The organism is Campylobacter sp. RM5004 (genome assembly GCF_022369455.1).
Classification (GTDB): domain Bacteria; phylum Campylobacterota; class Campylobacteria; order Campylobacterales; family Campylobacteraceae; genus Campylobacter_E.
In genome coordinates this window covers 1,261,954-1,274,578 of sequence record NZ_CP059599.1, presented here as the reverse complement: position 1 = coordinate 1,274,578, position 12,625 = coordinate 1,261,954, and the positions used below count along the sequence as shown (strand labels likewise).

Here is a 12,625-nt window from a genome sequence, read left to right as displayed (position 1 = left end):
TTTTAAGCCTTAGTAATAAAATCAGCAATTTTTTTAGCGTGGTTAAGTGCTGTGATAATGCTTTCTCCGTTTTTGCTAGCAATATCTCCAGCTACAAAAATATTTGATACATTTGTTTGCATATTAGCATCAAATGTAGGAACGCCTTTATCATCAATCTCTACGCCACTATTTGTAAGAAAATCAACAGGAGTTGAACCGCCGATTCCATAAATTATTCTATCAAACACTTCTTTTTCGCCATTTGTATAAGTAACTTCTGGCTTATTATCTACTTCATTTACTTCGCTTATATCAGTTGCTAGTTTTAAAGTAAGTTTTGCTTCATATACATTTTTATGATTTGTTTCGTTAATTCTGCTAAATTCAGCTCTTCTATAACATAATGTAACATTTGCTTTTTTGCTTAAATCCACAGCGTATTCAACAGCACTATTTCCACCGCCTACAACTAAGATTTTTTCACCATCTTTAGCATCGTTTGCGTTAAAATTTATAACTTTATTTAATTTAGAAGGAAGTTTATAGCTAGGCTTATTTGGTTTTCCCATTCTTCCTATTGCTATAATTGCATTTTTTGTTTTAAATTCGCCTTTGCTTGAATATACTACTAAATTACCATCAACTTGCTTGATTTTTTCAACTTCATTTGAAAACATTACTTCAAAACTTCCATCGCAAAGACTTGTAAATAATTCTAAAGTTCCTTCTTTATTACCATCTTCAAATGGTATTGTTCCTTCATTTGGAATATCTATTTTATTATAAACTTTATCAACTCTTTTTCCGTCTTTATAATAGGTTCTAAAAGTTTGGCAATTTTCACTTGCTTTTTCTATTAATAACACATTTTTTAAACCATTTTTATTTGCTTCTACGGCGCTTGCAATACCTGCAGGGCCTGCTCCAATAACCACTAAATCATATAGCATTTAAGCTCCTTATTAATTTTTTTTATCTATATTAAGCATAAATTTTTAATTACAAGTAAAGATGGAGAATAAATGAGAATTTTTACAGGACTTCAGCCTAGTGGAGATTTGCATATAGGTAATTATTTTGGAGCAATTGCACCAATGATGCAAAGACAAAATGATAACGAAATGATAATGTTTATTGCAAACTACCACGCTATGACAAGCGTATTGAAAGATAAAAATACAGCTAGTTTATTTAAAGATAATATTAAAAAAGCTGCGGCAGCATTTTTAGCCTTAGGACTAAATCCAAATAAAAGCATATTTTATTTACAAAGCGATGTAAAAGAAGTTTTAGAGCTTTATTGGATACTTTCGCAATTTACTCCTATGGGATTACTTGAACGCGCACATTCATATAAAGATAAAGTAGCAAAAGGTATTAGTGCAAATCATGGATTATTTTCTTATCCTGTTTTAATGGCAGCTGATATTTTATTATTTGATGCAAAGCTTGTTCCTGTTGGAAAAGACCAAATTCAGCATTTAGAAATTACTAGAGATATAGCTATTAAGTTCAATAATGAATTTGGAGATGTTTTTGTTATCCCTGAGGCTTTAGTTAGCGAAAATACTCAAACAATAGTTGGAACTGACGGAGCTAAAATGAGTAAAAGTTATGGCAATACTATTGATATTTTTACAAGCTATAAACAACTCAAAAAACAAGTAAATAAAATAGTAAGCGATAGCACACCTATTGAAGAGCCAAAAGATTGGAAAAATTGTAATATCTATAAAATTGCTGAATTATTTTTAGATGAAAGTAAATTAGCTGAGCTTAGAGCAAGATATGAAAAAGGCGGAGAAGGTTACGGACACTTTAAATTATATTTATGTGATGTAATCTGGGAATATTTTGCTAAAGCAAGAGATGAATACGAAAGATTATTATCTAGCAATGAAATAGAAGATATATTAAGCGATGGTGCAAAAAAAGCTAGTATATTAGCACAAAACAAAATGCAACAAGTTTATAAAGCTTTATATTTATAAGGAGTTAAAATGATAGATTTAAGAAAAATTGAAGAAAATTATGAAGTTTTTAATCAAAAATTAAAAGCAAAAAAAGTTGATGAAGGTGTTTTAAAAAACTTATTAGATACTTATAATGAAACAAAAAGTATAAAAATAGAATTAGAAAACGCACAAAGCTTTCAAAATAAATTCTCAAAAGAAATGGGACTTAAAGCAAAATCAGGCGAAGATATAAGCGAACTTAAAAAATCTTTAGAAGAAAATAAGAAAAAAATCGCAGAATTAAGCGAAAAAGTAAGCATAAGCGAAACAAAATTAAATGAAATCGCAGCAAATATTCCAAACTTAATAGCTGATTGTGTGCCTATTGGAAATGATGAAGATGAGAATGTGGAAATTAAAAGAGTTTTAACCCCTCCAACATTTAATTTCACTCCAAAAGATCATCACGATTTAGGTGTAGCACTTGGTTGGCTTGACTTTGAGCGTGGGGTTAAAGTTGCTAAAAGTCGTTTTGTAGCTTTGCGTGGCGAAGGTGCAAGACTTGAGAGAGCTTTGTATAATTATATGATAGATTTTAACCGCTCAAGAGGATTTGAGTTCGTAAATACTCCTTATATAGTAAATGCTAATACTATGTTTGGCACAGGACAATTGCCTAAATTTAAAGAAGATTTATTTAAGATTGAAGATGAAGAATTATATTTAATTCCTACAAGTGAAGTTAGCGTAACAAACTTATATAATGATGAAATAATACCTTTAAATGAATTACCTATAAAAATGACTTGCTATTCTCCTTGCTTTAGAAAAGAAGCAGGAAGTGCAGGGCGTGATACAAGAGGAATTATCCGCCAACATCAATTCGGAAAAGTTGAACTTGTAAGCATTAGTACTCAAGAAGATAGTGATAAGGTTTTTGAAGATATGCTTAGTTGCGCTAGTGATTTATTAACAAGTTTAGGTTTAGCTCATAGACATTTAATGCTTTGTAGTGGGGATTTAGGCTTTAGTGCAGGAAAAACCGTTGATTTAGAAGTATGGCTTCCAGCTCAAGGAAAATATAGAGAAATTAGCTCGGTTAGTAATTGCTATGATTTTCAAGCACGCAGAGCAAAAATAAGATATAAAGATGAAAATGGTAAAAACAAATTAGCTCATACGCTAAATGGCTCAAGCTTAGCAGTTGGAAGAACTTTAGTAGCTATTATGGAAAATTATCAAAGAGAAGACGGAAGCATAGCAATTCCTGAAGTTTTACAAAAATATATGTAAGATAGATTATGGCTAACGAGCAAGTAATAGTAATAGAAGAAGAAAACACTCTTCCAGTTAAGCAAAGTAAGTTCAGTAAAAAAAGCATAATATTAATTGCTGGACTTGTTTTGCTGATTATTATATTACTTGCTGTTTTATTGTTTTTAATTTTTACAAAAGATGATACACAAGAAATTAAAGTAGAGCAAAATGAATTAATAGAGCCAAAAATAAGCATACAACAATTTAAAAGCCAAAAATTAGATTTAATGGTAGCAAAAGCTAATGCTTTATATGAAAATGGCAATAAAAACGAAGCTTTAAAAATATATGAAAACATAGCTAAATACAACGAAAGTTTTTCTCATTATAATTTAGGTGTTTCTAGAATGAAACAATTAAATTATAAAGAGGCTTTAGAGAGTTTTCAAAAAGCTTTAGAAAATAACGAAAATAACACAGTAGCAGCATTAAATGCAGCTGTTTGTGCTTTAAAATTAGAAAAAACAAAAGAGTTTAATTATTATATAGATTTAGCATATTCTTATTTAAGTAGCGAAAAAAACTCAAGCCTTTATTATTATTATCTTGGCTTAGTAAATTATTATAAAGGTTTTTATCCTGAAGCTTTACAAGCTTTAGATAAACAAATTCATCCTTTATATCAAAATGATGCAAAATATTTAAGAGCAAAAATTTTAAGCTCATTTAATAAAAGTTCAGAAGCTATAAAAGAATTAAATTTTCAAGATTCTTATGATAAAAATTTATCTTTAGGCTTATTACATGCAAGAAATGCAGAATATAACAAAGCTAGATTTTATTTAAAAAATGCCTTAGAAAAAAGAATAAAGCCAAAAGAAACTAAACTAGCTTTAGCTTTAGTTGATATAAAATTAGCTGAATACCAAGAAGCAGCAAAACTATTAAAAGAATTAGAAAAAAGCGATGCTGAATGGCTTAAGTCAAGCTATAATTTAAAAACTACTATTGATGATAGAATATTTGATATTAACTACGCGCAAAATACTTATGAAAAAAAGTTTATAGATTCAAAAAAACAAAAATATGATTTGATTTTTTATTTTTCACCTTTTAAGGTTTTTGATGCAAGTAGTGCAACGAAAATGATAAATAAAGCAAATGTAAATATTTATTTAGATGATTTAGGCAAAAGCTCAACATATCTTAAAAATAGCCAAACATTATCAAGAATAAATATAAAAATCACAAAGGCTTTAAATTATGCCTTTAATTATGATGTAAAAAGTGCAAGTGAGCTATTAAGTGAATTAGTAAAAGAATATCCACAGCATAGCATTTTGCAATATGATTTAGGATTAGCTTATGCACTTTTAGGAAAATATGACTTAGCAAAAAAACACTTTTTGGCAAGTTATCATCTTGATCCAAAGAATTTAAGAGCTGGGATTTACGCTTTATTTTGTTCTGATTTGCTATATGATGATGTAGTAAAGTTTGAGCAAGACTTGCAATATAATTTAAATTATATTGAAGATGAAAAAGACAAAAATTATTATCTAGCACTTTTATCACTTAAAAGAAGAGATTATGTAAACATGCAAGCTTTTTTAAAGCAAGATAATGTAAATAATATAAGCAATATTAGCCTTGAAATTTTAGGATATTATATTCAAGGTGAGTATGAAAAAATGATTGATAGATCAAAGCTTTTAATAGATTTGAGTAATGATGATATAATCGCTAATATACTTTATTTCTCGCTTAAAAATAATCAAAAAGATGTTAAAGCTTATGCAAAAGATGTTCAAATGTATTTTTTAAATAAAAAGCTTGATTATCGCTCACTTTTTGGCGGTGCAAAAATCGTAGGATATAACTATGTAAAATTAATGCAAATCTCAGGTCTTTTACAGCAAGAAAGAGAAAAATTAAAAAAATACCTAAAAACTAACGAAGATTTAGGAGCATTAAAAGCTTTAGCTTATATTGATATTTACGCAAATGAATTTGAAGAAAGTTTCGCACTTTACAATAGTCTTATAGATGATTATGATATTAATGATTCGGATACTTTATTTTTAGCAAGTGTTGCAGCTATTGGTGCAGGTCATAATAATTCAGCCATTGCTTTACTTGAATTATCTCGTGTAAATAACCCTAATAATCTTGAATCAAGATTGGCTTTAGCTCTTTTATATCATGAAGCGAAAAATTACGAATCAGCCATAGCACAATATGAAAAAATGAATGATGAATATACTTCAGAGTTCTTTACATTTCAGATTTTTAGATAAGAATTTGAATTAGGAATTTGGGTTAAAAATGGGGCAAGCAAATGGCTTTTAAAAATGCAATTATTGATGATAGATTAGATAAAAAATATTCTTTTGTAGATATTTGTATTAGATATTCTAATGATTGGTATCTCAGACAATATCGTAAATTTCCTTTTGAAGAACGCATTGTAATAGATGAAGAATTAGACTGCTGGTTTATGAATTGTATGTATTTTGATGACCCTGAGCTAGACTATGCTAAACTTGATAAGTCATTGTGGGTATTGTATTACAAAGGCGAAGTAATAAAAATTATTTTAGACCGAGATTTTCGTATAAAAATAAATGGAACTTTATATGATATAGTTTGGAAAATACTATCTATAAAAAACAATAAAATATTAAATGAAAAAGAAATCATAGAATTGCTAAGAGATATTTTAAAAGTCTATGGAGTTAATGGATTTTGGACTGAAAAAGAAGAATGCACAATTTATGTAAGAGAAGAAATACTTGAAGAGCTTTTGTAGTGTAAAGATTATATTTTAAAGCTAATTCCTATTTCAAATTCCGCAAATTTTTAAAGGAATTTGAAATAGGAATTTGATTAAAGAATATTTATAATAAAGGATAGTTATGAAGATTTTTTTAAATTGGCTAATAAGTGAGATTAAATCAAATGAAAAATCTTTCATAGCTTTTTCTTTTTCTATTAAAAAATTAAATATTTATTATTATTTATTTTTTGCTTTATACTTGCTTATAAAACCTGATAATATCACTAAAATGTTTCGTGTATTTATAGATGAAAAAGCAGTCTATGATGATATATTTTTATTAATTCCTTTTGCAGGAATTCAAATTATTTTTTTAGTGGTATTTATTCCATCTTTTATAGTGGTTTTATTTAACTTATTAATTGATAAAGATAAAATCAATCTTGCTTGTGAATTAGAAGACTTTTTCAAAGCTTTGTTTTATGCGTTTATATTTGTATTTTGCATATTTTTTGCTTTAAGTTTTGTTAGTCAATCTAATGAACTTTTCTTTATTTGTTTAATAGCGTTTGTTTTTATATCTATATTGTTATTTGTAATTGCTAAAGAAAATATGCATTATTTTTTTAGCATTATTTTATATCTTACTTGCTCGTTACTTCTTTATGAATTGATAGATATTTTTTATATTTTAGTTTCTTTTTTGATTTTACTTATAATTTCAGTTTGCATAAGGCTTAGAAGTATTTATTTGCTTTTATTGTCAATGCCTTTGATATTTCATTATTTTATAGAGTTTGCACATAGTTATTTTGCAAGTAGCGAAGGTGTTATAAAGCCTTTAAGCGAACTATTTACTTCTTTAGGTATTTTGCTATTAATAATAATTTATGATAGAAGAAAAAGTCCTATTTATAAAAGATAGGACATTAGCTATATTGATGGTTATATTGTTTTTTGCGAGTGAATAAAAATTTTTTATAAAAGTTTTTAAAATATCTTTTAATCATATTTTTTTTGCTTGTTCTTATGCTATTAAATATCATATCAAGCTCAATTCTTTCCTTTTCAGTTATCACCTTTAATCCTTTATTTGTTTTCTTATACGAGACATTAAAAACAATAGCTCATCATCATCTAATTCACAAAGCATAGTAAATACAGCCTTTACTGCTTGCGGTTTAGAATTGCCTAAACGCCAATCCTGATATGTTCGCATAGGTAATCCTAAACGCTGCGACATTGCTTGTAATGAGATTTTTTTCCCATTTTCTTTACTTTCAATCGCATTATGTAATAAATTAAATATATCGTTCGTCTCTAACATTTATAAATTATACGATATGAAAAATTAAACTTCGCTAAAACGAAGTTAATATTTGAGAAAAAATATAAAAAATACTAAAAATATTTTTAATAATACTTAAAATTATCTTTTTAATACAAAATAATGTATAAAATATACAATAATTTTTACTATAAATAATTTTATTTAAGAAAGTTGAGTGTAAGTGGCTAAATGGTTACTTGATAGTTAACAACTCAAGTGATATAATTCGCTTATCAATTTTAAGGCAAGAGTGACAATGAGTAAGAAAACTGATTATATACTAGAGCAAATGATTAAAGCTTACTTAAACGAGCAAAATCCTATCGGCTCTATGTTATTGCAAGATAGTTTGAATGTTCCTGCTAGCACTATTAGGGTTTATTTTAAACAACTTGATAGTGATGGTTATATTTCTAAACTTCATGCAAGCGGTGGAAGAATTCCTACTCAAAAAGCTATGAAGTATTATTGGCATCAGTTTTTTAACTATACTTTTAATACTGAGCTAGAAATTAATTCAAGTTTAGAGCTTTTAAAAGTTGCTAGTGAAAATGATTTATTTTGTCTTGTGGTTGATAATAATAAAGTGTTTTTAAATGAAGTTTTGAATATTGATAATAGATTTATTATTTTAGACTTTAGCCAAAAGCAAGTTTTAATTAATTTTAATGATGAGTTAAATGTTTTATTTAACCAAATAAAAGGATATGAAATTAATGATATTAAAACTATTTTATATAGGCTAAATCTTTTAAATATTTTAGATGAAATAGAAAATGCTTTTAAAAACAAAATTAAATTTATTTGTGGAGAAAAGATTTTTGCAAGTATTGTAAAACTTTCTTCATTTAGCTCTATTATGAATGCGAAATTGCTTGATTATTTTACAAGTAGTTTAATTTATGATGAGTTATTTTTACCTGAATATATGGGAGTTAAAATTGATTGTAATTTTAAACAAAATAAAAGCACTCTTGTATTAGCAGGTAGTATTTTTACAGATTATGAAAATGTTTTAAATCAGTTAAGGGAGGCAATATGAGCGAAAAAGCCACGCAAGAAGAAATTGTAGAAAATAACGAAGAAGTTTGCGAATGCAATGAAGATTGTGCTTGCGAACAAAACGAATTAAGCAATGAAGAAATTGCTTTAAAAGCAGAGCTTGATAAGGCAAATGAAGAAGTTGCGAAATTAAAAGACGCTTATCTTAGAGCAAATGCGGATTTTGATAATTATAAAAAACGCTTAGAAAAAGATAAGCAAAGTGCTGTGCTTTATGCACAAGAAGGATTATTAAAGGATTTAATTCCTGTTTTAGATGCTTTAGAAAATGCTTGCAATTTTGAAGCAGATGATGAGTTTTCAAAGCAACTTAAGCAAGGTATTGAAAATACTTTAAGTTTGTTTAAAAACATTTTAGCAAAACATGGAATTGCTGAAATCGTAGCTAATGTTGGAGATGAATTTAACCCAAATTATCACGAAGCAATGATGCATGTAGAATCTGATTTAGAGCCAAATTGCGTTGCAGCTATGTTTCAAAAAGGCTATATATTAAACGAAAGAATTATAAGAGCTAGCAAAGTTAGCGTATCAAAATAAAAGGAGAATATTATGGGAAAAGCAATAGGTATAGATTTAGGAACAACAAACTCATGTGTGGCAGTTTTTGAGCGTGGAGAAAAGAAAGTAATTCCAAACAAAGAAGGAAAAAACACAACTCCATCAATTGTTGCATTTACAGATAAAGGTGAAATTTTAGTTGGAGATAGTGCTAAGCGTCAAGCAGTAGCAAACCCAGAAAAGACAATTTATTCAATCAAAAGAATTATGGGTCTTATGATGAATGAAGAAAATGCAAAAGAAGCAGCAAAGCATTTACCTTATAAAATAGTTGATAGAAATGGTGCTTGCGCTATTGAGATTGCAGGTAATGTTTATACTCCACAAGAAATTTCTTCAAAAGTTTTAATGAAACTTAAAGAAGATGCTGAAAGTTATTTAGGAACACCTGTAACTGATGCAGTTATTACTGTTCCTGCATATTTTAACGACGCTCAAAGAAAAGCGACTAAAGAAGCAGGACAAATCGCAGGTCTTAATGTATTAAGAATTATAAACGAGCCAACAGCAGCAGCTCTAGCTTATGGTCTTGATAAAGTAAGTGCTGAAAAAATCGCAGTATATGACCTAGGTGGTGGAACATTTGACGTTACAATTCTTGAGACTGGTGATGGCGTAGTTGAGGTTCTTGCAACTGGTGGTAATGCTTTCTTAGGTGGAGATGATTTTGATAATAAATTAATTGATTATCTTGCAACTGAGTTTAAAAACGAGCAAGGTATTGATTTAAGAAACGACAAAATGGCTTTACAAAGATTAAAAGAAGCTGCAGAAAATGCTAAAAAAGAGCTTTCAAGCACAAACCAAACTGAAGTGAATTTACCATTCATTACAGCAGATGCAACAGGTCCAAAACACCTTGTAAAAACTATTACAAAAGCTCAATTTGAAGGAATGATTGATTCGCTTGTGGCTGAAACTATCAAAAAAATTAATGAAGTTATAAGTGAAGCAGGAATTAGCAAAAACGAAATTAAAGAAGTTGTAATGGTAGGTGGTTCAACTCGTGTTCCTTTAGTTCAAGAAGAAGTTAAAAAAGTATTCGGAAAAGAACTAAATAAGAGCGTAAATCCTGATGAAGTTGTTGCAATGGGAGCTGCTACTCAAGCAGGAATTATTCAAGGTGATGTAAAAGATGTGCTTTTACTTGATGTTACACCACTTAGCCTTGGAATTGAGACTTTAGGTGGAGTTATGAGTAAAATTATTGAAAAGGGTGCGACAATTCCAACTAAGAAAAGTCAAACTTTCTCAACTGCAGAAGATAATCAAAGTGCAGTTACAATCAATGTTTTACAAGGTGAGCGTGAGTTTAGCCGTGATAATAAATCACTTGGTAATTTCAACCTTGAAGGAATTCCAGCAGCTCCAAGAGGTGTGCCACAAATTGAAGTAACATTTGATATTGATGCGAATGGTATTTTAACAGTAAGTGCTTTAGATAAAGCAAGTGGTAAAGCTCAAAACATTACAATCACAGGTTCAAGCGGATTAAGTGATGAAGAAATTAAAAATATGATAAATGAAGCTGAGAAAAACAAAGAAGCTGATAAACAAAGAAGAGAAGTAGTAGATGCTAAAAACCAAGCTCAAAGCTTAGTTCATCAAGTTCAAAAGAGCTTAGGAGAATTAGGTGATAAAGTAGAAGCTGCTACTAAACAAGAGATTGAAGGCGCTATAAATGAGCTAAATGATGTGATTAATAACGAAAACGCAACTAAAGCTCAAATTGATGAAAAAATGAAAAAGTTAAGTGATGCAAGTCATAAATTAGCTGAAAATCTTTACAAAAAAGATGAAAATAAAGACGCTAAAAAGAGCGAAAAAGACGACGCAGTAGATGCTGAAGTAGAGTAAAAAACAAACAAACTAGTCTAATTAGGATTTAATCCTTACTTTTTAGGAATTTCTTAATTGAAATTCCTAAATCTTCTTAAAACAAATCACACAACCTACATAAAAACTTAAAAATTAAAAGCCAAATTCCTATTTCAAATTCTTTAAAATTTTCGTGGAATTTGAAATAGGAATTTAAAAAATATTTTTAAAAACTTTTATATGGACAGAATTTTGATATTCAATGTGTTATAATCAAGAAAAATTAAGAAAGGAGAATAAATGAAAGCTATATTTCTCTTATGGGGGGGGGTATAACTCTTTAGAATATACTCAAAAACCTTCATCTATTTTTAAAGGAACTTAGAAAGCATTTTTTATCTAATCATAAATATTTAAAAATTAAAAATAAAAAAATAAAAAGGATAAAAAATGGAAATCAAAAGAATATTAAAAGAATTCACAGAACTAGAAGATAGTAAAAGAAAGATATTAAAAGAAAATATTTTAAATTTTGTTAAAGAAAAAAAGCAAACCAACAATTTTTGCTAATTTCATGTATTCTACATGCCCTAAGGAATATTTAGACATTTTATTAAAAGATTTAGATTTTGATTTAGAAAACAGAATGAAATTAGCTGCTTTAATTGAAGAAATATATCATATCAGCTTTAAATCAAAAGATATTTTAAACTATCAAAAACCAACTTCAACAGCATTAATACCTGATATGTCTAATATAACAGAAGTTATGAAATACTATAAAGAACAAGAAGAATCTAAAGAAGAGTATGCAGAATTAGATGAGTTGTTAAACAAATCAGATTTAGATGAAGAAGATAAAAATAAGCTAAAGCTAAATATCAAAAAACTAGCAAACACAAAGCTAAATATATTAATTACAGGCGGAACAGGAGTTGGCAAAAGCTCTACTATTAATTCGCTTTTTAATATGGGTGATGAATACAAACAAGAATTTAGCGAAATCGGCACTACTAGCAAACCACAAACAATGGAGATTAAAAAATACGAAATAGGAAGAAACCTTGTTTTATGGGATAGTCCAGGCTTAGGAGATGGGATAAAAGATAGTGAGCATATTGCAAAAATCAATAAAAAGCTTCACGAAAAAGATAGTAAAGGAAATGCTTTAATAGATTTAGTTTTAGTTATTGTAGATGCAAAAACTCGTGATTTAGGCACTACTTATCATCTAATTACTAATGTAATAATCCCTGCCTTAGGAGAAAACGCAAAAGATAGAATATTAATAGCACTTAATAAGTGTGATCAAGCTTTAGAAGGAGATTTTTGGGTGAAGGGTGATAGTCCTTATCCAGAAGAAGAGCTTATAAAATATCTTGATGAAAGTGTAAAAATAATTAGTGATAGGATATATGAGACAACTAGCGTAAGGATTGAGCCTATATATTATTCATCAGGCAAGAGCAGAAATGGCATTCAAGAAAACCCATATAATTTAGGAAAATTACTTAACTTCATCGTTGATTATACTCCCAGCAAAAAAAGAGCAGTATTTAAAGGTAAGATAAACGAAAATAAAAACAACTGGAAAAGCAACGAAAAAGTAAAGCCTAATACAAATAATTTTAATTCATCAAGAAATCAAACAAATAATCAGACTTATAATCAAACAGATAACACCACAAAAGATTACAAAGCTTTAGCTGATGAAAAGATAGAAAAAAGCTTTTGGGATAACTTATGCGATGGTGTTGGAAAAGCAGTTGATTTTGTTGTTGAAAACGGCGTGAAGATAATAAATGTTATTGATGCTGGCATAGCTATGGTTGATAAATTCAAGAAAGCCTTTTTTGATTCTAAGAAAAAATAAAAAACAAAAAG

At 28.3% G+C, this 12,625-nt stretch carries 12 protein-coding genes; 9 read left to right on the top strand and 3 right to left on the bottom strand.

Features of this window, described 5'->3' with window-relative positions; translation table 11 throughout:
• Positions 1–2: 2 nt before the first annotated feature.
• Positions 3–932, bottom strand: a complete 930-nt coding sequence (locus AVANS_RS06310; RefSeq protein WP_239817043.1) for an NAD(P)-binding domain-containing protein — start codon at positions 930–932, stop codon at positions 3–5.
• 72 nt (positions 933–1,004) lie between these two features.
• Here AVANS_RS06310 and trpS point away from each other — a divergent pair, with 72 nt between their 5' ends.
• The 5 genes from trpS to AVANS_RS06285 all read left to right on the top strand — a co-directional run bounded on the left by trpS (position 1,005) and on the right by AVANS_RS06285 (position 6,895).
• Positions 1,005–1,973 carry a tryptophan--tRNA ligase gene (trpS, locus tag AVANS_RS06305; RefSeq protein WP_239817042.1) on the top strand — a complete coding sequence of 323 codons (969 nt, stop codon included), beginning with the start codon at positions 1,005–1,007 and terminating at the stop codon, positions 1,971–1,973.
• Positions 1,974–1,982: 9 nt separating this feature from the next.
• Positions 1,983–3,230 carry a serine--tRNA ligase gene (serS, locus tag AVANS_RS06300; protein WP_239817041.1) on the top strand — a complete coding sequence of 416 codons (1,248 nt, stop codon included), beginning with the start codon at positions 1,983–1,985 and terminating at the stop codon, positions 3,228–3,230.
• 8 nt (positions 3,231–3,238) lie between these two features.
• Complete coding sequence (locus AVANS_RS06295; protein WP_239817040.1) at positions 3,239–5,491, top strand: tetratricopeptide repeat protein; 2,253 nt, start codon at positions 3,239–3,241, stop codon at positions 5,489–5,491.
• A gap of 41 nt (positions 5,492–5,532) precedes the next feature.
• The gene (locus AVANS_RS06290; protein WP_239817039.1) at positions 5,533–6,003 is read left to right on the top strand and encodes a hypothetical protein; all 471 of its coding nucleotides are present in this window, start codon (positions 5,533–5,535) and stop codon (positions 6,001–6,003) included.
• 106 nt (positions 6,004–6,109) lie between these two features.
• Positions 6,110–6,895: a hypothetical protein gene (locus AVANS_RS06285; RefSeq protein WP_239817038.1), complete on the top strand. Its 786-nt coding sequence runs from the start codon at positions 6,110–6,112 to the stop codon at positions 6,893–6,895.
• A 4-nt stretch (positions 6,896–6,899) separates the two neighbouring features.
• On the opposite strand, the gene AVANS_RS06280 is transcribed toward AVANS_RS06285, so the two are convergent.
• Positions 6,900–7,049 carry a hypothetical protein gene (locus tag AVANS_RS06280; RefSeq protein ID WP_239817037.1) on the bottom strand — a complete coding sequence of 50 codons (150 nt, stop codon included), beginning with the start codon at positions 7,047–7,049 and terminating at the stop codon, positions 6,900–6,902.
• A gap of 2 nt (positions 7,050–7,051) precedes the next feature.
• A complete protein-coding gene (locus tag AVANS_RS09610; protein WP_336611807.1) occupies positions 7,052–7,189 on the bottom strand; it encodes a hypothetical protein in 138 nt (45 codons plus the stop codon).
• Between the two features lie 367 nt (positions 7,190–7,556).
• Between AVANS_RS09610 and AVANS_RS06270 the strand changes: the two genes are divergently transcribed.
• From AVANS_RS06270 to AVANS_RS06255, 4 genes are all read left to right on the top strand, one after another.
• Positions 7,557–8,342: a hypothetical protein gene (locus AVANS_RS06270; protein ID WP_239817035.1), complete on the top strand. Its 786-nt coding sequence runs from the start codon at positions 7,557–7,559 to the stop codon at positions 8,340–8,342.
• Positions 8,339–8,902 (top strand): nucleotide exchange factor GrpE, encoded by a 564-nt coding sequence (grpE, locus tag AVANS_RS06265; RefSeq protein WP_239817034.1) that lies wholly within the window; start codon positions 8,339–8,341, stop codon positions 8,900–8,902. The genes AVANS_RS06270 and grpE overlap by 4 nt, the downstream gene beginning before the upstream one ends.
• Before the next feature lie 12 nt (positions 8,903–8,914).
• Positions 8,915–10,780, top strand: coding sequence for a molecular chaperone DnaK (dnaK, locus tag AVANS_RS06260; RefSeq protein WP_239817033.1), 1,866 nt, complete (start codon positions 8,915–8,917; stop codon positions 10,778–10,780).
• A gap of 493 nt (positions 10,781–11,273) precedes the next feature.
• On the top strand, positions 11,274–12,614 hold the full coding sequence (locus AVANS_RS06255) for a GTPase (RefSeq protein ID WP_239817032.1): 1,341 nt from the start codon (positions 11,274–11,276) through the stop codon (positions 12,612–12,614).
• Positions 12,615–12,625 lie beyond the last annotated feature (11 nt).